A 22,186-nucleotide genomic window follows, 5' to 3' on the forward strand; every position below is an offset into this window, starting at 1 on the left:
GTCAGGGTTTCACGGCGTGATGCAGCGCGACGATGCCGGCGCTGAGGTTGCGCCAGCGGACGTCGGACCAGCCGGCCTCGCCCAGCCACTCGGCCAGGCCGGCCTGGTCCGGCCAGGCGCGGATGGACTCGGCCAGATAGACGTACGCGTCGGGGCTGCTGGACACGCGGCGGGCGACCGGCGGCAGCGCGCGCATCAGGTACTCGACGTAGACCTTGCGGAACGGCGCGAACGCCGGGTGGCTGAACTCGCAGACCACGAGCCGGCCGCCGGGCCGGGTGACGCGCAGCAGTTCGCGCAGCGCCGCGACCGGGTCGTGCACGTTGCGCAGGCCGAAGGAGATCGTCACCGCGTCGAAGGCGTCGCCGGCGAACGGGAGCCGGGTGGCGTCACCGGCCACGAACGGCAGGTCGGCACGCGTGCGCCGTCCGGTCCGCAGCATGCCGAGGGAGAAGTCGCACGGCACGACGAACGCGCCGCGGGCCCGGAACGGCTCGCTGGAGGTGCCGGTGCCGGCGGCGAGGTCGAGCACCCGCTCGCCCGGACCGGCCCCGACCGCCGCGACGACGGCCCGCCGCCAGGCGCGGTCCTGGCCGAGCGAGAGCACGTCGTTGGTGCGGTCGTACTTCTCGGCGACGTCGTCGAACATCGCCGCCACCTCGTGCGGCTGCTTGTCCAAGGAGGCCCGGGTCACGCTCGCTACTTTAGTCGGACGCGGTGTGACGCAGTGTGACGCGGTAGACCGCGGTACGACGTCGGGCCGGCCGTACGCTTGGTGGTCGTGACGACGCTGCCCGCCTCCGCGCCGATGGTCGTGCGCACCACGGAGGTCCCCGACCCGGGGCCGCTGCTGGAGCTGCTGCCCGAGGACACCCCGATGGCCTGGGTCCGGCGCGGTGAAGGCGTCGTCGGGTGGGGGCAGGCGGCCCGGTTCGACACCATCGGCGCCAACCGGTTCGTCGCCGCCGACCGGTGGTGGCGGCGCATGGTCGGCACCGCCGTCGTCCGCGACGAGGTGCGGCTGCCCGGCACCGGCCCAGTGGCGTTCGGCTCGTTCGCCTTCGCCGACGTCCCCGGCTCGTCGTCGCTGGTCCTCCCTGACACCGTCGTCGGGCACCGCTCCGGGCGCTGGTGGGTGACGACGATCGACGTCACCGGCAACCTGCCCGGCGGAGCGGCCCTGCCCCCCGTCTCACCGGCGCGGCGACCCGTCGACGTCGCGTACGCCGACGGCGGGCACAGCGGCGGCGAGTGGGAGGCGATCGTCGCCGAGGCGGTGCGCCGCATCACCGCAGGCGAGCTGGAGAAGGTCGTGCTGGCGCGCGACCTCATCGCCGAGAGCCCGTCGCCGATCGACATCCGGTGGCCGCTGCGGCGGCTGTCGGACGGCTACCCGCACTGCTGGACGTTCAGCGTCGACGGCATGATCGGCGCGACGCCCGAGTTGCTCGTGCGGCGCGAGCGCGGCCTCGTCACGTCGCGCGTCCTCGCCGGCACCATCCGCCGCACCGGCGACGACGAGCACGACCTCGCGCTGGCCGCGTCGCTGGCGCGGTCCAGCAAGGACCTCGAGGAGCACGAGTACGCCGTCCGCTCCGTCGCCGACGCGCTGGCACCGTTCTGCTCCAGCATGAACGTGCCCGAGTCGCCGTTCGTGCTGCACCTGCCGAACGTCATGCACCTCGCCACCGACCTCGCCGGCGTCACCGACTCCGACGCGTCGTCGCTGGCGCTGGCCGCCGCGTTGCACCCGTCGGCGGCGGTCGGCGGCACCCCCACGGACGTCGCGCTGGAGGTCATCCTCGAGATCGAGGGCCTCGACCGCGCCCGCTACGCCGGCCCCGTCGGCTGGATGGACGCCCGCGGCGACGGCGAGTGGGGCATCGCGCTGCGCTCGGCCGAGGTGTCCGGCTCGCGGCTGCGCCTCTTCGCCGGCTGCGGCATCGTCGCCGGCTCCGACCCCGCCGCCGAGCTCGCCGAGAGCGTCGCCAAGCTGGTCCCCATGCGCGACGCCCTCTCCTCCTGACCCCCACCATCCCAAGTTGATCTTGGAGTTCTTCGGCAATCGCGGTCCGATTTGCCGGATAGATACCCGCAGAACTCCAAGATCAACTTCGGCGTGGGGTTCAGCCGAGGGCGGCGGCGACCGCGTCACGGAGGCGGGCGTGCAGGTCGCGCAGGGCGGCGCGAGCGACCGGCACCTCGAGCACGCTGCGCCCCGTCACCGGCTCGGCCAGGGCCGACCCCAGCGACGCGCCGTCGGTGACGCGGCGGTGCGCGACCCCATAGCCGGCGCACAGCGACGCGAGGTCCGCGCCGTGCGGGGTGCCGAAGACGCGCTCGAACCGGTCCGCGTGCGCCGGGTCGCCGTGTTCGAGCAGCGCGAAGATGCCGCCGCCGTCGTCGTTGACGACGACGATCTGCAGGTCGGGCCGGTCCTCCAGCGGGCCGATGAGCAGGCCGCCGATGTCGTGCAGGAAGGTGAGGTCGCCGACCAGCGCGCGGACGGGCGCGCCGGTCGCCAGCGCCACGCCGGTCGCCGTCGACAGGGTGCCGTCGATGCCGGCCAGGCCGCGGTTGGCCAGCACGGGCCCGGCGTCGTCAACGGCGGAGGCGGGTGCCGCCGCGAGGTCGAGGTCGCGGATCGGGTTCGACGAGCCCGCGACCAGGGTCTGGCCCGGCCGCCGCGCCGCCCAGACCAGCGCGGCCACGGCCGGTCCGGACAGCGGCCCGGCCGTCAGGACCCCGTCGACGGCGTCCTGGGCGGCCTTGGCGGCCCGCTGCCAGCACGTCAGCCACTCCCCGTCGTCGGCGTGAGCGTCAGCCGCGACCGCCGGGACCACCCGCGCCGCCCGGCGGCCGGGGTCGATCCAGTCCGGACCACGCGCGGCGACGACGACCACCTCGGCCGACTCCCGTGCCAGCAGCGCGCTGACCGGCCGCGACAGCGTCGCGTGCCCGAACACGACGACCCGCTCGACGAGGCCGCCGAGCTCGGGCCGCTCCAGCAGCAGCCGGTACGGGCCGACGGCGTTCGTGCCGGACCTGGCGCCCGACGACGGCTCGGCGAGCAGGGGTAGACCGGCCGCCTCGGCGTACGTCCGCGCGTCCGTACCCGCACCGTCGCCGGCGACCACGACCGTCCGCGGCCCAGCGTCCAGCACCGACGGCTCCCCCGCCGGTCCGGCAGCGGCCACGTCCACGGCGCCGTCGGACGACGCCGGCCAGGACGCGTCGTCGTCCGGGACGAGCGGCTCGCGGAAGGCGAGGTCGAGGTGGACGGGGCCGGCGAAGCCCGAGCGCGTACCGACCGCGGCCGCGACGGCGCGGGCCAGCAGCGCCCGCAGGTCGGCGTCCTCCCCCGCGCGTCCGTACGAGGCGGGCACGTCGGCGAAGAACCGGACCGCGGACCCGAACAGCCGCACCTGGTCGGTGGTCTGGTTGGCACCGGTGCCGCGCAGCTCGTGCGGCCGGTCGGCGGTGAGCAGCAGCAGCGGCACCCCCGAGTGCGACGCCTCCAGCACCGCGGGGTGCAGGTTCGCCGCTGCGGTGCCGGACGTCGTGACGACGGCGACCGGCCCGGCCACCCGGGCCAGCCCGAGCGCGGTGAACGCGGCGACCCGCTCGTCGACGCGCACGTGCAACCGCAGGTCGCCGCGCGCGGACGCCGTCGCCAGCGCGTGCGCGAGCGGTGCGGACCGCGAGCCCGGGGCCAGCACGACGTGCCTGACGCGGTGCCGGACCAGCTCGGTGACCAGCGTGCGGGCCGCCCAGGTCGAGGGGTTCACGTACTCGATTCTGCCCTGCGGTCGCGCCACGCCCGCTGCTTGGCCCGATTGCCGCAGACCTGCATGGAGCACCACTTGCCCGACCGCGCCCGCGACTCGTCGTAGAACGCCCACCGGCAGGTGTCGTCGACGCACACCTTGAGCCGCGACCACGTCCCGTCCGCCATCGCGTCGCCGACCAGCGCGAGCAGCCCGCCGATCGCGCCGTCGACCCCGCCGGCCGACGGACGCGGCCGCCAGCCGTCGCGGGCGGTGAGGGTCGCGGTGAGCCGGGCGCGGCCGGCCGCCTCGTTGAGGACGGCGAGAGCGGCGGCCGGGATCGGGTCGCCGTCGTGGTTGGCGGCCAGCGTCTCGCGCAGCGCCTCGCGGACGGCGACCGCGTGGGCCAGCTCGGCCGGGCCGGCGCCCACTCCTGGGCCCGCATCGTCCAGCAGGTCCGCGCTGGTCAGCCACTCGACCAGGTCGCCCGGCGTAGCCAGCGCGTCCGTCGCCGCGTCGACGTCGAGCGTGTTGACGAAGCGCCGGACCGTCTCGAGCCGGCCGGGCGCCGGCGTGGTGGCTCCGGACATGTCACCGAGCATAACCCTCTTGCGGAATTCATTGGTTACTCCCTAACCTGTGAATTCATGACAGCGGTTACGGCTAGTCGAGGCGCCTGGGACAGCCGCGACTTCCGCCGGCTCTGGACCGGCTCGGCGGCGTCGACGTTCGGCTCCGAGGTCGCGGAGCTGGCCGTGCCGCTGCTGGCGATCGGCGTGCTGGCGGCGACGCCGGGCGAGCTGGGCGCGTTGCGGACGGCCCAGTTCCTGCCGTTCCTGCTGGCCACACTGCCGCTCGGGCTGCTGGTGGACCGTCGGCGCCGGCTGCCGCTGATGATCGGCGCCGACGTCGGCCGGTTCGCGCTGATCCTCGTCATCCCGATCGCGGTCTGGGCCGGATTCGCGCAGATCGAGCTGCTATACGGAGTGATGTTCCTGGCCGGCGTACTGACGGTGCTGTACCAGGTCGCGGACTTCGCGTTCGTGCCGGAGATCGTGACGCCGCACCAGCTGGTCGACGCGAACGGGAAACTGGCGGCGGCGCAGTCGGCGAACGAGATCGGCGCCCGCGGCTTCGGCGGGCTGCTCGTGCAGGCGGCCTCGGGGCCGGTCGCGATGCTGGTCAACGCGCTGACGTACCTGGTGTCGGCGCTCAGCCTGCGCGGCATCGCGGTCGTCGAGACGGCCCGCCCGCCGGCGTCGTCCCGCCCGTCGTGGGCCGAGGTGACGGCGGGGCTGCGCGAGGCGCTGCGCAACCGGTTCATCCGCTCCCTGCTCGGCGAGGCGACCACGTTCAACCTGTTCAACGAGGTCTTCATCCTCGGGCTGATGCTGTTCACGGTGCGCGAGGTCGGGCTCAGTCCGGTGCAGCTCGGCATCGTGTTCACCGCGGGCGGGGTCGGCTCGTTCCTCGGCGCCTGGTTCGGGTCGCGGGTGACCGGCCGGTTCGGCTACGGGCGGGTGCTGCTGATCACGCTGGTGCTCGGCAACACCGCGCCCGCGCTGGTCGCACTGACCGGCACTGACGTCGTCGGGGTCCTGGTGCTGTTCTGCGCGGTGTTCGTGGTGATGGGCGTCGGGATCGGCATCGCCAATGTGCACGCGGTGACGTTGCGCCAGGCGGCGCTGCCGGAGTCGCTACGTGGCCGGGTGAACGCGGCGTACCGGCTGATCTCGTGGGGCGCGATCCCGGTGGGCGCGTCGCTCGGCGGCGTGCTGGCCGGCGTCACGGACGGGCGGACGGCGATGGTGGCCGGCGCGTTCGGCATGGCCTTGGCGACGCTGTGGGTGGCGTTCTCGCCGGTGCGCCGGCTCGCGTCGATCGACGAGGCCGCCCGGCTGTCGCGGACCGGCTGACCGCGCGCCGGCCGTCAAGTCTGCGGCTGCTCGGCCGGCGGCGCCTCGTCCTCGGAGACCTGCCGCAGCCAGGTGAAGCCGGTGTTGCTGCCCTGGCAAGTCTGCAGGACGATGTCGCACTCGTCGCCGCAGGTCCAGTTCGACGCGGAGCCGAGCGCGGAGCCGCGGCCCTGCGCGATGACGCGGTCGACGACCTCGTACAGGCCGGTGAACTCGCCCTCGAGCTGGACGAACGTGCCGGTCGGGATGGAGTTCCACCACGAGTTGCCGAGGTAGTCGTGCGCCACGACGAACGTGCCGGACTCGACCGGCGTGTAGTGGCAGCCGACGCCGTTGCCGAGGTTGTCGATGTCGACGTCGTCGTCGCAGGTCTCGACCGGGATGGTGCGGACGTCGTCGCCGAGCGCGATGGCCTCTTCGCTGACGACGGCGCCGAACCGGCTGCCGCCGGCGTAGCTGAACCGGAACCGCGTGGTGTGCTCGGCGGTGGCCTCGGCGACCGCCGTGCCCTCGGCCGTCGTCGTGAGGGCGGACAGCGCGGCCCACTCCTCGCCGTCGGCCTGCTGCTCCAGCCCGATCTCGCCGACGATCGGGACGCCGCCGTCGGTGGTCCACGCGGCGGTGACGCCCACGCCGTCGTCGGCCCGCTCCGCCGTGGCGGTGATGCGCGACACCAGCGGGGAGCCGGCCGTGATGACGATCTCGTGCGACGCGACCGCCTCGACCTCGGGGCCGCCACCGTACGCGAGCCGGTAGATGCCCGACGACTGCACCTGCACCTCGACGTCGCCGGCGCCGTTCTCGACCGGGACCGTGGTGACGGTGACCCAGGAGTTGCCCTCGATGCGCTGGAGGTCGACCTCGCCGCTGACGGCCTCGCCGGACGGCGTGATCCAGCTGGCGCCGAACGTGATGGCCACACCCGGCCGGGCCTCAGCCGGTGCCGTCAGGACCAGCGGCAGGTCGTCGGCCGCGGCCGGCGGCTCGGCGGCGACGGCGGCGGCGACCTGCTCGGGCGCCGGCGACGCGGCTGCCTGGACGATCGTCGCCTCGGGCCCGCCGCTCGCTGTCGGGTCGTCGTCGCTCGTGGCGCTGAGGACGGCGAACACCGCCGCCACCAGGAGGGCCAGGACGCCGACTACAGCCATCGCGCGGTACTTCATGCCTCTATCTTCCATGGCCACCGGCGCATGGCGGCCACGACCCGGTGCTCCCACATCCCTGAGACGACCGAATGGGCCGGTTCGTTCCCTCGATTTCCCTCTTCCTACCGTCAGCCAAGGTCTGCCGATTCGGTGAGCAGCCGCATGTCGGCTTCGACCTGGTCCGCATCGGCGCCGAGTCCGTACGCAACCAAGGTCAAGACGTGCTCGTCGAGCAGGATGTGCCGAACCAGCCCCGAGCCCGAAGCCAACGAGATCTCGCCCTCGATCCCGGTGCGGCCCTGAATCTCGATCGGATCCGAGTTCTCGAGAGTGCCGCCCATGCCCTCGGCCGCCCCCGCGATACCGACCTGCAGGCTGTACGCCTCGGGCGGCGTGTCGTAGATGCCGAAGGCGACGCCTCCGGTCTCGTCCTCGACCATGTAGAACCGGCCCTCCATGGTCGAGCCATCGAGCGCCGGGCCCGAGAACTCCTGCGCCTCCACCGCCTCCGGTAGCGCCACAGTCACCCCGCTCGGCGCGTCAGTGACGGCGATCCACCCGGCCGGTGCCGAGTCGTACGGCTCGTCGGCCGGCTCGTCCTCGCCGCATCCCGCGACGGAGACCGCCACGAACGCCACCACGATGCTCCACCAGCCGTACCTGCGCATGCTTACCCCTCGTGCGTCGGCATCGGGTCGATGCCATGGCGCGGACCCTATCCGAGCGCCCGGGGCTGCCGCCCCACTAGCGTAACGGTCGTGACGACCGCACCTTTCGACCCGTCCCGCTGGCGCCCCGTCGAGGGCTTCGACTTCACCGACCTCACCTACCACCGCCACGTCGAGGACGACCGCGACCGCGGCACCGTCCGCATCGCCTTCGATCGGCCCGAGGTGCGCAACGCCTTCCGGCCGCACACCGTCGACGAGCTGTACCGCGCACTCGACCACGCCCGCATGACACCCGACGTCGGGTGCGTGCTGCTGACCGGCAACGGGCCGTCCCCAAAGGACGGCGGGTGGGCGTTCTGCTCCGGCGGCGACCAGCGGATCCGCGGCCGCTCCGGCTACCAGTACGCCAGCGGCGAGACCGCTGAGACCGTCGACGCCGCGCGAGCAGGGCGGCTGCACATCCTCGAGGTGCAGCGGCTGATCCGGTTCATGCCGAAGGTCGTCATCGCGGTCGTGCCCGGCTGGGCGGCCGGCGGCGGCCACAGCCTGCACGTCGTCAGCGACCTCACGCTGGCCAGCGCCGAGCACGCCCGCTTCAAGCAGACCGACGCCGACGTCGGCTCCTTCGATGGCGGCTACGGGTCGGCCTACCTGGCCCGTCAGGTCGGGCAGAAGTTCGCCCGCGAGATCTTCTTCCTCGGCTCCGAGTACTCCGCCGCCGACGCGTACCGCATGGGCATGGTCAACGCCGTCGTCCCGCACGCCTCTCTTGAGGAGGTGGCGCTGGAGTGGGCGGCGAAGATCAACGCCAAGAGCCCGACGGCGCAGCGGATGCTCAAGTTCGCCTTCAACGCCATCGACGACGGCATGGTCGGCCAGCAGGTCTTCGCGGGCGAGGCGACGCGGCTCGCCTACATGACCGACGAAGCGGTCGAGGGCCGCGACGCGTTCCTGGAGAAGCGGCCGCCCGACTGGTCGCCCTTCCCCTGGTACTTTTGATTCAAGGCGTTTGCGCAGCTCAGAGGCCGCCCGATCGATGGTAGCCAGTGGCTACGCTTGGGGCTGGATGCCGTGCTAATCTTGAGTATCTGGGCTGGCCGAGAGGCCCTGGTCCAACCTTAGGCGGGGACATCCCCCGCCTAAATGCATTTCCGGGAAGTGCTGTTGCGGGAGCTCAGCATCTTCATCGATGAGTCCGGCGACTTCGGCCCCTTGCAGAAGCACTCGCCGTTCTACATCTTGAGCCTCGTCTTCCACGATCAGAGTGACGACATCACACGCCACCTCGACAAGATCCATGAGGCACTCCAAGCACGCGGGCTGTCAGCGAGTCATGCGATCCACACGGCACCGCTGATCCGCCGGGAGCACGACTACCGCTGGCTGGACCTGCCGGCTCGTCGATCTATATTTCGCGTCCTGGTGGACTTCGTCCGTACGTGCGACGTGACCCACCACTCCCAGGTGTTCAGCAAGCGGGAGCACAGCGGTACCGACCGACTCGTGAGCGCCATGTCTCGCGAGCTCGGCGCGCTGATCCGATCGAACCACCAGTACTTCAGCTCATGGGATCGAGTCGTCATCTACTACGACAACGGGCAGAAGGAAATCACGAACCTCGTCAACAGTGTCTTCAACGCACACCTGACCAACGTCGAGGTTCGGAAGGTCGTCCCGTCGGGCTACAGCTTGTTCCAGGCTGCCGACCTCTGCTGCACGCTTGCGCTACTGCGCAAGAAGATCGAGACGGACGGGCTGTCCAGCTCCGAGCGCGACTTCTTCTCCACCCCGAAGGACAGTGCCGAACGCGCCCTGAAGAAGGGGTACTTCAAGACGATGGACCGCAAGAGGTTCGGAGACTAGCCGACGGAAGGCGCCTCCGGCCGTTCCTCCAGCCATTGCCGCATGAGGTCGCTCCCCGCCACCCGGGGAGTCGGCGTTCCTCGCGGGCAGCCGAGCCGTCGGCGGTCGGCAACGGGCCGGCATCTAGGGTGGAGGCGCGATGCAGACGCCGACCCAGCCCTCCGGCCCCACCGGCCGCCGCACCCTGACCACGGTCGAGGTGCCGTTGCGCCCGGCGGTCGTGAAGCGGCTGCTGCCCGCCGTCGCCGGGGCGCTGGCCGGCGGGGACGCGCTGCTGCCGCTGCCGTCGTCGCCGGCGGCGGTGCGCGACGAGCTCATGACGGAGTTCGCGCCGCGCCGGCCGCTCGAGGAGGGCGTCGCGTTCATCGTGCCGACGTCGGGGTCGACGGGGCGGCCGAAGGGCGCGCTGCTGAGCGCCGCCGCCGTCCGGGCGTCCGCCGAGGCGACGCTGGAGCGGCTCGGGGGGCCGGGCCGCTGGCTGCTCGCGCTGCCCGCCACCCACATCGCCGGCCTGATGGTCCTGGCGCGGTCCGTGGTCGCGGGGACGGAACCGGTCGCCGTCGACCTCAGCGACGGGTTCGACCCGGAGCTGTTCGCGGCCGCCAGCGTCCAGGTCTTCGCCGGCCACGGCCGCCGCTACACGGCGCTGGTCCCGCGGCAGCTCAGCGCACTGCTGGACGCCGGCGGGGCGCCGCTTTCGGCGCTGACCGGCTACGACGCCGTGCTGGTCGGCGGCGCCGCGGCCGACGACGCGCGGCTGGACCGCGCCCGCAAGGCCGGCGTCGAGATCGTCACGACCTACGGCATGACGGAGACCTGCGGCGGCTGCGTGTACGACGGCGTCCCGCTGGACGGGGTGCGGGTCGAGCTGGCGGCCGACGGACGGATCCGGCTGGCCGGCCCGATGCTGGCGTCGGGCTACCGGCTGCGCCCCGACCTCGCGCCGTCGTTCGCCGGCGGCTGGTTCACCACGTCCGACCTCGGCTCACTCGACGCCGACGGCCGCCTGACGGTGCTCGGCCGGGCGGATGACGTCGCGGTGTCGGGCGGCGAGAACGTCCCGCTGGCCGCCGTCGACCTCGCCGTCGCCTCGCACCCGGACGTCGCCGAGGCGCTCAGCGTCGCCGTCCCCGACGCCGAGTGGGGCGAGCGGGTCGTCGTCGCCGTCGTGCCCGCCGACGCCGCGCGCCCGCCGTCGCTCGACTCCGTGCGTGCCCACGTCCGCGAGCGGCACCCCGTCGCCTACGCCCCCAAGGAGCTGCACGTGCTCGAAGCGCTGCCCACCCTGCCCGGCGGGAAGACCGACCGCCGCGCGCTCGCGGCCCGGCTCGGACGGGCGGACGCCTGATGGCGACGCCCGGGCAGTGGGTCGAGGGCGCCCGGCCGCGGACCCTGCCGGCCGCCGTCGCGCCGGTGCTGGTGGGTACGGGGGCCGCCGCGGCCGCCGACGGTGCGCACCTGGGCAAGGCGCTGCTGGCGCTGGTGGTCGCGTTGGCGCTGCAGATCGGCGTCAACTACGCGAACGACTACTCCGACGGCATCCGCGGCACCGACGAGCACCGGGTCGGCCCGTTCCGGCTGGTCGGATCGGGTGCGGCGCGGCCGGCGGCGGTGAAGGCGGCGGCGCTGTGGAGCTTCGCGGCGGCCGGGGTGTCCGGTGCGGCGCTGGTGGCGTGGTCGGGGCACTGGTGGCTGTTCGCCGTCGGGGCGCTGGCGATAGCGGCGGCCTGGTTCTACACCGGCGGCCGCAACCCGTACGGCTACCGCGGGCTCGGCGAGATCTCGGTGTTCGTGTTCTTCGGGCTCGTGGCCGTGGCCGGGACGACCTATGTGCAGGCCGACGAGCTGACGTGGACGTCGCTGGTGTCGGCGGTGGCGATCGGCTGCCTGGCGTGTGCGCTGCTGCTGGTCAACAACATCCGCGACATCGGCACCGACACTGAGAGCGGCAAGCGGACGCTGGCGGTGACGCTCGGCGAACAACGCAGCCGGATGCTCTACGTGCTGCTGATGACGGCGCCGTTCCTGATCGTGGCGGCGCTGGCCGTCACCGGACGGCCGTGGGGCGCCCTCACGCTGCTGTGCGCCCCACTGGCCGTGGTGACCGCGCTGCCGGTGGTCCGGCGGGCGACCGGCCGGGACCTCATCCCGGTGCTGAAGCGGACCGGAATGACCGAGCTGGCCTTCGCGGTGCTGCTGACCGTCGGCCTGGCGGTGGGCTGAGGGGTTCGCCCACGCGCCAGGCCGAGGTCGTGATCGCGAGCTCCCACCCGTTCGCCGAGGACACTTGGGGCCGGGCCGGGGTCGCGAACCGGCTGGTGGCCGGCTCGCCGTCGGGCGGGACCGCTGGTTGCGGCCGTCCGCAAGTCGGATAACGGTGCTGGTGCTCCCGCCCGCACCTCAGGCGTGCCGGCGAGCGCGGCGCGGGCCGCTGTAGCCGCGGTCCTCGGCAGGAATCCGCGCGACGATGGCCGCCCGCAGGTCCTGCAGCAGCGACTGGCTCTCGCCGCGGTGCCGGCCGCGCTTGGCCCGCTTGGCGTCTTCGGCGGCCCGCTCGTATTCGTCGGTCATCATGTGAACCTCCTGTGTGAGGACGGCTCCTCGCGGCGGCCGTCTGACCCACAAGACAGAGGGACGGCCGGATCATGACGCGCCCTGTCAAGATTTCTTCTCGATAGTTGGTCAGCGCTCGTCTCGAGGCTCGGGCATGCCGAGCATGGCGACGGCGTGACGGCTCTCGTCACGGTCGCGGGTGCGCCCGCGTGGGCGTCGTGCCAGGCCTGCTAGGCCTCGCGCGGCCCGTCCGTGCGGTTGGGCTGCTGGACGTCCGCCTCGGCGCGGGAGCGCTGCTCGTCGTCCCACGCGTCCTCGGCGGCAGTGCGCTCGCGGATGGTGCGCAGCCGACGGTCCCAGGCGATGGAGACCTTGTCGCGGCTGCCGCGCAGCACGAAGAAACTGACCAGTCCGGAGAGCACCAGCCCGAGCGCCACGAGCACCAGCCCGCGCAAGCCGACGAGCCAGAGCAGCGCGGTGGCGATGGCGAACACCAGCGCGCGCAACAGGGTGTATCGAAGAACGGCCATGACCTGACGGATTCTACGCCGCCCAGTGATCGGCAGGGCCGCCGCCCGCGAGTCGGGGGAAGCCCGGGCGACGGCCCCTGCCGATCACCCCGGGGAGGGTGGTGGCCTGGAGGGGCGGCTCGGCCGCTGCCCGTAGCCGGCCGCCGGTGTGGTGTTCGGAAGGACCATGCGACGACACTATCGAACAGGTGTTCGAGCGTCAACCGGTTCCGGCGACTCAGTCCAGCGACGCCGGCCACTCGTGCTCGGGCAGCAGCTCGCGCAGCGGCACGGCCCGGTCCCGGCCCAGGACGACCCGAGTGCCGAGGTTGTCCGGGTGCAGTTGCCGGATGAACTCGCGGCACCGGCCGCACGGCGGCAGCACGTACAGCGCGCCGTTCTCGTCCCGCCACACCGCGACGATCGCCTCGATGCGTTCCTCGCCGCCGGTCACCATGGCGGCGATCGCGCTGTGCTCGGCGCAGAACCCCGTGCCGGACGCCGTGTCGATGCAGACCCCGTGGTAGGCGTTGCCACGGTCCGTGACCAGCGTCGACGCGACGTCGCCGATCAGCCGGTCGTCGAGCCGGCGCGGGTTGAGGTAGGCGGCGGCCGAGGCGATCAGCTCGTCGTCGTTCATCGCTGCTCGCGGATGTGCGTGACCCGCTCGATCAGCGCGGCGGCCAACTCGGGCAGCACGCCGGCCTCGCCGGCAACCCAGCGCTTGGCCACCAGGTTCGCCGGATACAGCAGAACGTCGCCGGGCTGCCCATGCAATGCCAGCTCGGTGCCGTACTCGTCGCTGGCGACCACCCACGACATCCCGGTGCGTAACCGGACGTGCTCGCCGAATCCGACACCCAGCCGGTTGATGAGGACGTTCGGGTCAGGCCGGTGCTCCGGATCCGGTGCGGTAGCCGTCCAACCACGCAGCGCCTCGTCATAGGCCGTGCCGAGCGCGACGATGTCGGCCTCGGCACCGTCGAGCGACGCCAGGCACTCGGCCACCCACGCCCGCTCCGCGTCGCGCAGGTCGGTGATCACCGGCCCGGTCGGCGCCGCCTGTGGTGCGGACCTCTTGAACCAGCCCATCGCCGCAGCCTAGCCCCTGCGGCGGCCGCGAAGCCGGTCCGCCGACGCCGCCACGCGATCTTCAAGGGGCTGCGGCTGGATCACCTCGTAGAGGCGAAGCGGAGGCTCGTCTCCGGCCGTTCACATCCTTGATCTAACGTGTGAGGTATGACCACTTCCCCCATGAAGTTCGGACTCTTCGTCCCGCAGGGCTGGCGGCTGGACCTCGTCGACATCAAGGCGGCCGACCAGTGGCCGGCCATGCTGAAGGTCGCCCAGCACGCCGATGCGGGCCCCTGGGAGTCGATCTGGGTCTACGACCACTTCCACACAGTTCCCGTTCCCACCGAGGAGGCCACTCACGAGGCGTGGACGCTGATGGCGGCGTTCGGCGCCGCGACGCAGCGGGTGCGGCTCGGCCAGATGTGCACGTGCATGGCCTACCGCAACCCGGCCTACCTGGCGAAGGTCGCCGCCACGGCGGACGTCGTCTCGGGCGGGCGGGTCGAGATGGGCATCGGCGCGGGCTGGTACGAGCACGAGTGGCGCGCCTACGGCTTCGGCTTCCCGCGCGCGGGCATCCGGCTGGCGATGCTCGACGAGGGCGTCGACATCATGCGGCAGGCGTGGACGAACGGGGTCGCGACCCTGGCCGGCGAGCACTACCAGGTCGACGGCGCCATCTGCCGGCCGCTGCCGCTGCAGGAGGACGGCATCCCGCTGTGGATCGCCGGCGGCGGCGAGAAGGTGACGCTGCGCATCGCGGCCAAGCACGCCCGCGGCCCGGAGTACACCGGCTCGCGCAGCTACACGGCGTACACCAACTTCAGCGGCACGCCGGAGGTCTTCGCGCACAAGTCCGAGGTGCTGGCGGGTCACTGCCGCGACCTCGGCACCGACTACGACTCCATCACGCGGACGATGAACTTCAACGTCGTCATCGGCAGTGACCAGGCCGAGGTCGACTCCAAGCTGGCCCGCATCGAGGAGATCTACGGCCGGTTCATGACGCCCGACGTCGTGGCCGAGAAGATGCAGCCGTTCCGCGAGAGCCCGACGGTCGGCACGCCTGAGCAGGTCGCCGAGGCGATCCAGCGGTTCAAGGACGTCGGCATGAGCTACGCCATCGGCTACTTCCCGGAGGCCGCCTACGACCTCAGCGGCGTCGAGCTGTTCGAGCGCGAGGTCGTCCCGGCGCTCACCTGATCGACGACGCTCAGTCCCCGCCACCGCCGTCGCCGCCTCCGTCACCGTCGCCACCGTCGCCGCTGGTCATGCCGGAGTCGGCGGCGAGCGCGGCGTTGACGCCGTAGTGGCCGGCGCGGCCGCGGCGCATGATGCTCCACCGTGACTCATCGGCCCGGCCCTGGACCTGGCGGCGCAGCGCGTCGTCCGTCATGGCGGCGAACCCGCCGACGGCGACCCGCTGCGCCTGCGGGGCGTCGTCGGGCAGCTCGGCCCGCAGCAGGTCGACGATGTCGCGGCCGCGCGCGGTCCGCGGGTCGGGGCCGTGGTAGCCGGGGCGACGGCTCCAGATGAACGCCGTCAGCAGCGTCACCGGGAACCATGCGAAGATCGTGATCGCGGCCGGCGCATCGCTGTCCTCGAGCGGGTTGTACGACGTGATCAGCCCCATCGAGCAGAAGAACATGCCGGCCAGCGTCGGCGCCCACACGACAGCCGGGCCCCACTGGCGGCGCAGCGGCGTCACCAGGAAGCCGCGGTCGGCCAGCGTGCGCAACCGAGTCCGCAGCCGCATCTTCAGCACGTCACGGCGGACGGCGTCCAGCCCCTGGCGGCCCTTGGCCCGCACCGAGACCAGGATCCAGCCCTCGTCGGTGGCGTAGGGCGGCTTGTACTCAGGGCTGTCCATCGGGGTGTCGAGCAGCCGGTCGACCTCGTCGCTGACGGTGAGCTTCCCGTCCTCGGCGAGTACCAGCCCGCGGTCGACGAGCTCGAGGACGGTGACGTCGATGGCGCGGGCGACGCCGCCACTGACCAACGCGGTGTCGGTGCGGTCGAAGCTGCGGCCGATCTCGTAGCGGGCCTCATCGGGGCGGGGACGGCGGTCGACGACGTTCACCGCGATCGCCGAGCCGATGCCGCCGACGACCACCAGGACGAAGAGCACCAGCAGTGCCGTCACCGTTCGACGCTGACACGTCAGGGTTGCGGTTGCGTGATCACCCGCGAAACCAGCGGCGACGAGTACACGACGGAGGTCGTGACGCTACCGAGCGTGGCCAGCCGGCCGGCCAGCTCCTCCAGGTGCCGCATGGACCGTGCGGCGACCTTGATCACGAAGCAGTCGTCGCCGGTGACGTGGTGGCACTCCAGCAGCTCCTGGGTGCGGTCCAGCTCGGCGTGCAGCGCGCGGTAGTTGCCGGACGGGTAGCGCAGCCGGACGTAGGCGATGACGGTGTAGCCGACGCGCTCGAGGTCCAGCTCCGCCCGGAAGCCGGCGATGACGCCGAGGTCGGTGAGCCGGCGGATACGGTCGGCGGTCGCGGTGGGCCCGAGATTGACGCGGCGGGCCAGCTCGGCGACGGCGACGCGGCCGTCGCGCTGGAGGTGCTCGAGCAGCTGCCAGTCGACGCGGTCGAGGGTCGAGGCGGAATCGTCGGCCATGGCGCGACGATACCGGGGTTTCCCCGCCGCACGGCCGCCCAAGACCCCCGATCGGCCCTGCCAGCAGCGCAGGCCGCCGATCTACCGTCGACCCATGACGATGACGAACTCGATCGCGCCGCCGGACGAGGCCGCCGCGCACTTCGCGTCCCTGCTGGCGTTCGAGACCGACTGCTGGGACGTCCACCACGCGCTGACCACCGGGACCGCCGACTTCGTGCTGCTCGACGTCCGCAGCCCGGAGCTGTACGCCGCCGGGCACGTGCCGGGCGCCGTCAGCCTGCCGCACGGACGCATCGTCGAGCGCAATCTCGCCCGGTGGCCGGCCGGCACGGCCTTCGTGGTCTACTGCGCCGGGCCGCACTGCAACGGCGCCGACAAGGCCGCACTGCGGCTGGCCCGGCTGGGCCGTCCGGTCAAGAAGATGATCGGCGGCGTCACCGGCTGGCTCGACGAGGGCTTCACACTCCGGACGACGTGAGCACGCGGGCCAGCAGCGCCGGGTCGGCGTTGCCGCCCGACACGACGGCCACCGCCCGGCCGAACCGCTCCGGCTCGGCCAGGAATGCGGCCGTCGTCAGCGCGCCCGTCGGCTCGGACACGATCCGCCCGCGCACCGCCAGCAGCCGCATCGCGGCCAGGATCGCGTCCTCCGGCACGGTGACGATCTCGTCGACGTAGCGGCGGATGTGCTCCCAGGTCAGCTCGCCGATCACCGGGAGCCGGACGCCGTCGGCGATGGTGCGGTAGGTGTCGGCGGGGTCCCAGGCGACCCGCTCGCCGCGGGCCAGGCTGTCGCGGGCGTCGGCGGCCAGCTCGGGTTCGACGCCGACGACGCGCGTCCCGGGCGCCAGCGCCTTGACGGCGACGCCGATGCCGGAGATCAGCCCGCCGCCGCCCACGGGGACGAGGACGGTGCCGGCGTCGGGCCGGTCGGCGGCGATCTCGAGGCCGACGGTACCCGCGCCGGCGATGACCCGGGCGTCGTCGAACGGCGAGACGAACGTCAGCCCGCGCTCGGTGACCAGCTCGCGGACCCGGCTGTCGCGCTCGGCCGGCCGCACCATGAGCACCTCGGCGCCGAGCGCCCGCGTCGCCTCGACCTTCACCGGCGTTGCGGCGTCGGGCATGACGACGGTGGCCGCGATGCCCTGCTCGCGGGCGGCCCAGGCCAGCGCCTGTGCATGGTTGCCGCTGGAGTGCGTGACGACGCCGCGCGCCCGGGCGTCGTCGTCGAGCAGGGCGACGGCGTTGAACGCGCCGCGCAGCTTGAACGCGCCGGTCGCCTGCAGCCCCTCCGGCTTCAGCCACAGCTCGCCGCCGGCCCACGCGGCCGGGATCAGGGGGGTGCGGACGGCGACGCCGTCGAGGCGCGCCGCCGCCGCGCGAACGTCGTCGAGGGTCACCAGGCCGTTCGCCGCCATCAGCTGCCGACCAGTTCGGCCGCGGCCGGCTCGACCTGGCGGTCCTCGAACCGCGTCGAGATGACCAGCGTGGTGCGGGTGCGCGCGACCCCCTCGATGCGGACGAGGCGGCCGAGCAGCCGCTCCAGCCCTTCGACGTCGGCGACGCGGACCTTCAGCATGTACGCCTCGTCGCCGGCGATGAACCAGCAGTCCTCGACCTCCGCGACGCCCTCGAGCCGGGCGCCGACCTCCTCGTGGCCGGCCGAGTCGGACAGCACCAGCCCGATCAGCGCCGTCAGCCCCAGACCCACGGCCGCTTGGTTGACGGTGGCGCGGTAGCCGGTGATGACCCCGCGCTCCTCGAGCCGGCGCACCCGCTCTTGGATGCTCGGTCCGGACAGGCCCACCAGCCTCCCCAGTTCCGCGTACGACGCCCGGCCGTTGGCCCGCAACGCCGCGACAAGACTCGCATCGACGGTGTCCATGGCGCTCCATCCTCGCAGCGCCCCGCGGGACGCCGGCAACGTGGTGGGGATCACCCGGTTCGAGATTGTTCCGTGACCTTCCCGTAACTTAGAATCATAGGTACAGAGGCGCTCTTGACCTTTGATTTGATTGAAGTTCGCTACAGGGAGTGACGTTGTACAGCTTGGAGTACGCCCAGACTCGCATCGACGACCTGCGTCGGGAGGCCGAGAGGGCGCGCCAGGCTGCCGTCCTTCGCGCCGGTCACCGCCCGCGCCGTCGCCTCTTCTCCTGACCGACGACCACGCGTCCGGCCCCGCCCGGCCGGACGCCTTCGAGGGCCCGCCCCCGGCCCCTGGTCGTGGCGCCCTCGGATCGGCCTGACGCTTGCTCTGACAAGCGGATTCCGGTCCGAGGTGCGTCACGCCCGGCGCAGCGCCTAGGCTGGAGGGAAGAGCACAGCTCGACCAGGGAGGTCACACGGTGGGTCGGGTACTACCAATCGTGGTCGCCATAGCGCTGCTCGTCTATGCGCTGATCGACTGCCTGCAGACCGACTCCGCCCGGTTCCGGTCGCTCAACCGCGTCGCCTGGGTGGCGATCATCGTGCTCGTCCCGATCATCGGGCCGGTCCTCTGGCTGGTCCTGGGCAAGCTGCGGACGCGTCCGCAGCGGCCCGCCGGCCCGCCCCCACGGCCGGTCGCGCCTGACGACGACCCCGAGTTCCTGCGGCACCTGCGCGACATCGACACCAAGCACGAGCAGATGCTCAACCAGTGGGAGGCCGACCTCCGTAAGCGCGAGGCCGAGGCCAAGGCCGCGAAGGACGCCGAAGAGCGTGCCGCTGCCGAGGAGGTCGAGCGGCGCAAGCAGGCCGAGGCCCGCAAGCGCGAGGACGAGGCCCGCCAGCGCACCGACGACGAGGACGACTCCCGCTAAGCCCCTCGGTTCGCCGGGGGTTGCCGAGTTGGGCGTCCCCCTGCTGCCTATTCTCTTAGCCGCGCACCCGCGCCTCAAGCGGACTGATGGGCGCTTCGCGCCGACGAGACCGCTTGACCCGCGCGCACGCGGCCAAGAACTGGCAGCTACCAGGGGGACGGGGAAGAACCGGGCACAGCCCGTCGGATTCGTGCAGTTCGCCCGACATTGCGCGTTTGGCTTCCTGGGTGTGAGGCGCGTCCTGGGTCTCACGCGCGCCGATCGGCCGTTTCAGGCCCGTGAACGCGCCTCACACCCAGGACGCGCCTCACACCCAGGTTGGTGAGCGCCGGGGTCCTGGTCTCCCGTCACGTCCTGGTCCCCAGTCACGCCACCAGCCCCGAATCCGCCGTTTCGCGTAACGGCAGACCACGACGTAACGCCAGACCAGGACCCGCCCCGTCGTCCTCAATGGCCAGGACCGGCATCGACGACCCAGCCGTCGCCACACTCCCCCCGTCCCCCTGATAGCTGCCCGTTCTTGGCCGCGAGGGTGCGGGTCAAGTCCAAGCCCCCACCACAGCCAACAATCACCACAGAGGCGCGGACTTGAGGCGCGCCCTCGCGGCCAAGACCATGGCCAGCAGGGGGACGGCCAACTCGGCAACCCCCGGCGGGACTATCAGAGGCCGCCGTAGGAATGCAGGCCGTTGAAGAGGATGTTCACGCCGAAGTAGCTGAACAGCACCGTCGCGTACCCGATGAGCGCGACCACGGAGGCCTTCGAGCCCTTCCAGCCGGCCGTGGCGCGAGCGTGCAGGTAGGCGGCGTAGGCCAGCCAGGTGATGAGCGCCCAGACCTCCTTGGGGTCCCAGCCCCAGTACCGGCCCCACGACACCTCGGCCCAGATGGCGCCGAGGATGAGCGGGCCGAAGGTCCAGATCGGGAACGCGATGGCGATGAGCCGGTAGGCGAGCCGGTCCAGCGAGACGGAGTCGGGCAGCGAGGCGCCGAAGCCGCTCGTGCGGCCGCGGTCGGCGGCCCGCTCGGAGGCGATCTGCAAGGCGCTGACCACGGCGCCGACGGTGAACAGGCCGAATGCGAGCACGGCGCACCCGACGTGGACGACCAGCCAGTAGGACTGCAGCGCCGGCTGCAGCGGGCCGGGCGACACGTAGAGGACCGTCGAGGCGAGGCCGACGGTGACGAAGATCAGCAGCACGGCCCAGACGGCGACGACGCGGCCGACCACGGTGCGGGCGAGGACGAGGAAGACGATCGAGGCGACGAGGGCGCCGGTGATGGAGAACTCGTACATGTTCGCCCACGGCGCCCGCTCGGTGCCGAGACCGCGCATGACGACGCCGACGGCGAGCGCCAGCGTGGCCAGGGCGAACAGCCCGCGGCCGATGCCGCCCATGCGGTCGGCGCGCTGCTGGAGCTCGGCGTCCTCCGGACCGGCCGGCCCCACGGGCGCATCGACGGACGACGACGCCGTGGACGCGCCGACCAGCTCGCGCTCAGGCGCGGCGGCCGTCAGGGCCCGGCGACGGCGGCTGTGGATGCCGGCCTCGGCGCAGAACGCCAGCCAGGCCGCCAGGTAGCCGAGGACGGCCACGACGACGACGTAGCGACTCCACTCGGCGACGGCGTCGAGGTCCATCAGTCCTCCTTCTTCTCATCCGCGCCGCCCAGGCGCAGCAATAGCCCGTCAGTGATGGCGCCGATCTCGTCGACGAGGCGGTCGGCTGCCGAGCCCTCAGCCCGGTGCAGCCCCGCGACCTCGACCACGGTACGCCCCTCGGGTCCGACGCTCGCACGCACCCAGGCGCGCCGCCGCCGCACGTACAGCGACCCCATCAGCCCGACCACCGCGAGCACCCCGCCGACGAGCGCCAGCTCGCGCCCGGAGTTGCGGCCGATCTGCAGGTTCACCCAGGTCACGTAGCCGTCGAAGGTGATGAAGCGGCCGTCGGGCAGCTCGACGGTGTCGCCGACGACGAGCTGCTGGCGGTACGGCTCGCCGTTCTCCTCGTACTGCTCCATGTCGGTGGTGTCGAGCCGGTACACCGACTGCGCCTGGCCGTCGTCGAGGCCGAGGTCACCGTGCCAGGCGGTCAGGAACACCGCCGGGTTGCGGGCGCCCGGGAAGATCGACCGCGGCCCGTTCTGGTCCAGCACGGCGGTCGGCAGGAAGCTGGCCTGGATGCCGATGTCGTCGCCGAACTCCGGCGGCACCTCGACCTTGACCACGCCGGTGGACGTGAAGCTGGTGTCCTCGGGCAGGAACGGCACCGGCCCCTCGGCGAGGATCGTCTCGCCGTCGGCCGCCCGGACGGTGAACGCGGGCGCGTAGCCGGGGTTGATGATGTGCACCGAGGTACCGTCGATGCTCAGCGGCTCGTTGACCCTGATCGTGTGCGTCTCGGGCGCGGCACCCGGCTCGCGCACCAGCGTCACCGTCGCCTCGTACTCGGACGGCTGGCCGATCTGGTTGCCGGCCTCGACGAACTCCATGCGGAACTCGTCGATGTCCATCGAGAACGGCGGCAGGTCGGCGGTGTCGAACAGCGCGCCGGCGGAGAGACTGTCGAACTGGATCACCTGGTTGGAGAAGCCCGCGCCCTCGGGCACCAGCACCGTCGCCCGGTAGCTGAACAGCCCGCCCAGCGCCACGGCCAGCAGCACCACCACGACGGACAGGTGGAACACCAGGTTGCCGGTCTCGCGCAGGTGCCCGGCCTCGGCGGCGACGGCGTCCTCTTCGCCTTCGGCGGGACGACGAAGGCGGAAGCGCCGCGACCGCAGCTCGGCCCGGGCCACCGCGAGCACCTCGCCGGGCGCGGCGTCGACCTCGACCTTCCGGTACGCCGGCATCCGCGTCAGCCGTCGCGGGGCCTTCGGCGGCTGCGCCCGGATCGCCTTCCAGTGCTGCCAGGTGCGCGGCAGGATGCAGCCGACCAGCGACACCAGCAGCGCGAGGTAGATGGCGGCGAACCAAGGCGCGGAGAAGACGTCGAACAGGCCGAGGCGGTCGTACCACTCCGACAGCGTGGGGTTGCGGGCGCGGAAGTCGCGGACGTTGAGCGGGTTGACGTCGCTCTGCGGAATGATCGAGCCCGGAATGGCGGCGACGGCGAGCAGGAACAGCAGGATCAGCGCCACCCGCATCGAGGTGAGCTGCCGCCAGGCCCACCGGGCCAGCTCCAGGCCGCCCAGCGGGGGTGGCCGGTTGTCCACCGGCGGGCGGGTGTCCATGCCCGTCGTCATCGTG

24 protein-coding genes are annotated in these 22,186 nt (G+C 72.5%); 9 read left to right on the forward strand and 15 right to left on the reverse strand.

What is annotated here, in order from left to right; all coding sequences use genetic code 11:
* Position 1: 1 nt before the first annotated feature.
* Positions 2-694, reverse strand: a complete 693-nt coding sequence (locus BLV05_RS00280) for a demethylmenaquinone methyltransferase (protein WP_046768240.1) — start codon at positions 692-694, stop codon at positions 2-4.
* Positions 695-808: 114 nt separating this feature from the next.
* On the opposite strand from BLV05_RS00280, the gene BLV05_RS00285 reads away from it, so the two are divergent.
* Complete coding sequence (locus BLV05_RS00285; RefSeq protein ID WP_046768374.1) at positions 809-2,026, forward strand: isochorismate synthase; 1,218 nt, start codon at positions 809-811, stop codon at positions 2,024-2,026.
* A gap of 100 nt (positions 2,027-2,126) precedes the next feature.
* On the opposite strand, the gene menD is transcribed toward BLV05_RS00285, so the two are convergent.
* A complete protein-coding gene (menD, locus tag BLV05_RS00290) occupies positions 2,127-3,788 on the reverse strand; it encodes a 2-succinyl-5-enolpyruvyl-6-hydroxy-3-cyclohexene-1-carboxylic-acid synthase (protein WP_046768241.1) in 1,662 nt (553 codons plus the stop codon).
* Positions 3,785-4,357: a CGNR zinc finger domain-containing protein gene (locus BLV05_RS00295; RefSeq protein ID WP_160312734.1), complete on the reverse strand. Its 573-nt coding sequence runs from the start codon at positions 4,355-4,357 to the stop codon at positions 3,785-3,787. Before BLV05_RS00295 ends, menD begins: the two co-directional genes overlap by 4 nt.
* 57 nt (positions 4,358-4,414) lie before the next feature.
* Here BLV05_RS00295 and BLV05_RS00300 point away from each other — a divergent pair, with 57 nt between their 5' ends.
* Positions 4,415-5,683, forward strand: coding sequence for an MFS transporter (locus BLV05_RS00300; RefSeq protein WP_046768243.1), 1,269 nt, complete (start codon positions 4,415-4,417; stop codon positions 5,681-5,683).
* Between the two features lie 14 nt (positions 5,684-5,697).
* On the opposite strand, the gene BLV05_RS00305 is transcribed toward BLV05_RS00300, so the two are convergent.
* Together BLV05_RS00305 and BLV05_RS00310 are read right to left on the reverse strand one after the other, a co-directional pair.
* Complete coding sequence (locus BLV05_RS00305; protein ID WP_046768244.1) at positions 5,698-6,846, reverse strand: hypothetical protein; 1,149 nt, start codon at positions 6,844-6,846, stop codon at positions 5,698-5,700.
* Positions 6,847-6,956: 110 nt separating this feature from the next.
* Positions 6,957-7,496, reverse strand: a complete 540-nt coding sequence (locus tag BLV05_RS00310; protein WP_046768245.1) for a hypothetical protein — start codon at positions 7,494-7,496, stop codon at positions 6,957-6,959.
* Between the two features lie 90 nt (positions 7,497-7,586).
* Here BLV05_RS00310 and BLV05_RS00315 point away from each other — a divergent pair, with 90 nt between their 5' ends.
* The 4 genes from BLV05_RS00315 (at position 7,587) to BLV05_RS00330 (ending at position 11,585) form a co-directional block, all read left to right on the forward strand.
* Entirely contained in the window at positions 7,587-8,498 is a 912-nt protein-coding gene (locus BLV05_RS00315; protein WP_046768246.1) for a 1,4-dihydroxy-2-naphthoyl-CoA synthase, read from the forward strand.
* 144 nt (positions 8,499-8,642) lie between these two features.
* Positions 8,643-9,362 (forward strand): DUF3800 domain-containing protein, encoded by a 720-nt coding sequence (locus BLV05_RS00320; protein WP_052762355.1) that lies wholly within the window; start codon positions 8,643-8,645, stop codon positions 9,360-9,362.
* Positions 9,363-9,501: 139 nt separating this feature from the next.
* Complete coding sequence (menE, locus tag BLV05_RS00325) at positions 9,502-10,710, forward strand: o-succinylbenzoate--CoA ligase (protein WP_082155146.1); 1,209 nt, start codon at positions 9,502-9,504, stop codon at positions 10,708-10,710.
* Positions 10,710-11,585 carry a 1,4-dihydroxy-2-naphthoate polyprenyltransferase gene (locus BLV05_RS00330; RefSeq protein ID WP_046768247.1) on the forward strand — a complete coding sequence of 292 codons (876 nt, stop codon included), beginning with the start codon at positions 10,710-10,712 and terminating at the stop codon, positions 11,583-11,585. The genes menE and BLV05_RS00330 overlap by 1 nt, the downstream gene beginning before the upstream one ends.
* A 177-nt stretch (positions 11,586-11,762) precedes the next feature.
* Here BLV05_RS00330 and BLV05_RS35380 read toward each other — a convergent pair whose 3' ends face one another.
* From BLV05_RS35380 to BLV05_RS00345, 4 genes are all read right to left on the reverse strand, one after another.
* On the reverse strand, positions 11,763-11,936 hold the full coding sequence (locus BLV05_RS35380; protein ID WP_157524172.1) for a hypothetical protein: 174 nt from the start codon (positions 11,934-11,936) through the stop codon (positions 11,763-11,765).
* A gap of 209 nt (positions 11,937-12,145) precedes the next feature.
* Positions 12,146-12,445 carry a DUF4229 domain-containing protein gene (locus BLV05_RS00335; protein ID WP_082155147.1) on the reverse strand — a complete coding sequence of 100 codons (300 nt, stop codon included), beginning with the start codon at positions 12,443-12,445 and terminating at the stop codon, positions 12,146-12,148.
* 217 nt (positions 12,446-12,662) lie between these two features.
* On the reverse strand, positions 12,663-13,064 hold the full coding sequence (locus BLV05_RS00340; RefSeq protein ID WP_046768248.1) for a cytidine deaminase family protein: 402 nt from the start codon (positions 13,062-13,064) through the stop codon (positions 12,663-12,665).
* A complete protein-coding gene (locus BLV05_RS00345) occupies positions 13,061-13,516 on the reverse strand; it encodes a DUF3806 domain-containing protein (RefSeq protein WP_082155148.1) in 456 nt (151 codons plus the stop codon). The genes BLV05_RS00340 and BLV05_RS00345 overlap by 4 nt, the downstream gene beginning before the upstream one ends.
* 162 nt (positions 13,517-13,678) lie before the next feature.
* Between BLV05_RS00345 and BLV05_RS00350 the strand changes: the two genes are divergently transcribed.
* Complete coding sequence (locus BLV05_RS00350) at positions 13,679-14,701, forward strand: LLM class F420-dependent oxidoreductase (RefSeq protein WP_046768250.1); 1,023 nt, start codon at positions 13,679-13,681, stop codon at positions 14,699-14,701.
* Between the two features lie 10 nt (positions 14,702-14,711).
* Here the strand turns inward: BLV05_RS00350 and BLV05_RS00355 are convergent, their stop codons facing one another.
* Together BLV05_RS00355 and BLV05_RS00360 are read right to left on the reverse strand one after the other, a co-directional pair.
* A complete protein-coding gene (locus BLV05_RS00355; protein ID WP_046768251.1) occupies positions 14,712-15,641 on the reverse strand; it encodes a TIGR04222 domain-containing membrane protein in 930 nt (309 codons plus the stop codon).
* A 17-nt stretch (positions 15,642-15,658) separates the two neighbouring features.
* Positions 15,659-16,123 carry an Lrp/AsnC family transcriptional regulator gene (locus BLV05_RS00360; RefSeq protein ID WP_046768252.1) on the reverse strand — a complete coding sequence of 155 codons (465 nt, stop codon included), beginning with the start codon at positions 16,121-16,123 and terminating at the stop codon, positions 15,659-15,661.
* 94 nt (positions 16,124-16,217) lie between these two features.
* Between BLV05_RS00360 and BLV05_RS00365 the strand changes: the two genes are divergently transcribed.
* Positions 16,218-16,604 (forward strand): rhodanese-like domain-containing protein, encoded by a 387-nt coding sequence (locus BLV05_RS00365; RefSeq protein ID WP_197683477.1) that lies wholly within the window; start codon positions 16,218-16,220, stop codon positions 16,602-16,604.
* On the opposite strand, the gene BLV05_RS00370 is transcribed toward BLV05_RS00365, so the two are convergent.
* Positions 16,585-17,547: a threonine ammonia-lyase gene (locus BLV05_RS00370; protein WP_046768253.1), complete on the reverse strand. Its 963-nt coding sequence runs from the start codon at positions 17,545-17,547 to the stop codon at positions 16,585-16,587. The two genes, BLV05_RS00365 and BLV05_RS00370, sit on opposite strands and share 20 nt — an antisense overlap.
* Complete coding sequence (locus tag BLV05_RS00375) at positions 17,547-18,014, reverse strand: Lrp/AsnC family transcriptional regulator (RefSeq protein WP_046768254.1); 468 nt, start codon at positions 18,012-18,014, stop codon at positions 17,547-17,549. The genes BLV05_RS00370 and BLV05_RS00375 overlap by 1 nt, the downstream gene beginning before the upstream one ends.
* Before the next feature lie 484 nt (positions 18,015-18,498).
* Here BLV05_RS00375 and BLV05_RS00380 point away from each other — a divergent pair, with 484 nt between their 5' ends.
* Positions 18,499-18,933 (forward strand): PLD nuclease N-terminal domain-containing protein, encoded by a 435-nt coding sequence (locus tag BLV05_RS00380; RefSeq protein ID WP_052762357.1) that lies wholly within the window; start codon positions 18,499-18,501, stop codon positions 18,931-18,933.
* A gap of 661 nt (positions 18,934-19,594) precedes the next feature.
* Here the strand turns inward: BLV05_RS00380 and ccsB are convergent.
* A complete protein-coding gene (gene ccsB, locus BLV05_RS00385) occupies positions 19,595-20,575 on the reverse strand; it encodes a c-type cytochrome biogenesis protein CcsB (RefSeq protein ID WP_046768256.1) in 981 nt (326 codons plus the stop codon).
* On the reverse strand, positions 20,575-22,182 hold the full coding sequence (resB, locus tag BLV05_RS00390; protein WP_046768257.1) for a cytochrome c biogenesis protein ResB: 1,608 nt from the start codon (positions 22,180-22,182) through the stop codon (positions 20,575-20,577). Before resB ends, ccsB begins: the two co-directional genes overlap by 1 nt.
* Positions 22,183-22,186: the final 4 nt, after the last annotated feature.

Origin of the sequence: Jiangella alkaliphila (genome assembly GCF_900105925.1) — a bacterium.
Classification (GTDB): domain Bacteria; phylum Actinomycetota; class Actinomycetes; order Jiangellales; family Jiangellaceae; genus Jiangella; species Jiangella alkaliphila.

What these genes read in the sequence shown, in the direction of transcription:
- BLV05_RS00285 (WP_046768374.1), top strand. Translation starts at nt 809, where the DNA reads ATGGTCGTGCGCACCACGGAGGTCCCCGACCCGGGGCCGCTGCTGGAG.
- BLV05_RS00295 (WP_160312734.1), bottom strand. Translation starts at nt 4,357, where the DNA reads ATGTCCGGAGCCACCACGCCGGCGCCCGGCCGGCTCGAGACGGTCCGG.
- BLV05_RS00300 (WP_046768243.1), top strand. Translation starts at nt 4,415, where the DNA reads ATGACAGCGGTTACGGCTAGTCGAGGCGCCTGGGACAGCCGCGACTTC.
- BLV05_RS00305 (WP_046768244.1), bottom strand. Translation starts at nt 6,846, where the DNA reads ATGAAGTACCGCGCGATGGCTGTAGTCGGCGTCCTGGCCCTCCTGGTG.
- BLV05_RS00310 (WP_046768245.1), bottom strand. Translation starts at nt 7,496, where the DNA reads ATGCGCAGGTACGGCTGGTGGAGCATCGTGGTGGCGTTCGTGGCGGTC.
- BLV05_RS00320 (WP_052762355.1), top strand. Translation starts at nt 8,643, where the DNA reads ATGCATTTCCGGGAAGTGCTGTTGCGGGAGCTCAGCATCTTCATCGAT.
- menE (WP_082155146.1), top strand. Translation starts at nt 9,502, where the DNA reads ATGCAGACGCCGACCCAGCCCTCCGGCCCCACCGGCCGCCGCACCCTG.
- BLV05_RS00330 (WP_046768247.1), top strand. Translation starts at nt 10,710, where the DNA reads ATGGCGACGCCCGGGCAGTGGGTCGAGGGCGCCCGGCCGCGGACCCTG.
- BLV05_RS35380 (WP_157524172.1), bottom strand. Translation starts at nt 11,936, where the DNA reads ATGATGACCGACGAATACGAGCGGGCCGCCGAAGACGCCAAGCGGGCC.
- BLV05_RS00335 (WP_082155147.1), bottom strand. Translation starts at nt 12,445, where the DNA reads ATGGCCGTTCTTCGATACACCCTGTTGCGCGCGCTGGTGTTCGCCATC.
- BLV05_RS00340 (WP_046768248.1), bottom strand. Translation starts at nt 13,064, where the DNA reads ATGAACGACGACGAGCTGATCGCCTCGGCCGCCGCCTACCTCAACCCG.
- BLV05_RS00345 (WP_082155148.1), bottom strand. Translation starts at nt 13,516, where the DNA reads ATGGGCTGGTTCAAGAGGTCCGCACCACAGGCGGCGCCGACCGGGCCG.
- BLV05_RS00350 (WP_046768250.1), top strand. Translation starts at nt 13,679, where the DNA reads ATGAAGTTCGGACTCTTCGTCCCGCAGGGCTGGCGGCTGGACCTCGTC.
- BLV05_RS00360 (WP_046768252.1), bottom strand. Translation starts at nt 16,123, where the DNA reads ATGGCCGACGATTCCGCCTCGACCCTCGACCGCGTCGACTGGCAGCTG.
- BLV05_RS00365 (WP_197683477.1), top strand. Translation starts at nt 16,218, where the DNA reads ATGACGATGACGAACTCGATCGCGCCGCCGGACGAGGCCGCCGCGCAC.
- BLV05_RS00370 (WP_046768253.1), bottom strand. Translation starts at nt 17,547, where the DNA reads ATGGCGGCGAACGGCCTGGTGACCCTCGACGACGTTCGCGCGGCGGCG.
- BLV05_RS00375 (WP_046768254.1), bottom strand. Translation starts at nt 18,014, where the DNA reads ATGGACACCGTCGATGCGAGTCTTGTCGCGGCGTTGCGGGCCAACGGC.
- ccsB (WP_046768256.1), bottom strand. Translation starts at nt 20,575, where the DNA reads ATGGACCTCGACGCCGTCGCCGAGTGGAGTCGCTACGTCGTCGTCGTG.
- resB (WP_046768257.1), bottom strand. Translation starts at nt 22,182, where the DNA reads ATGACGACGGGCATGGACACCCGCCCGCCGGTGGACAACCGGCCACCC.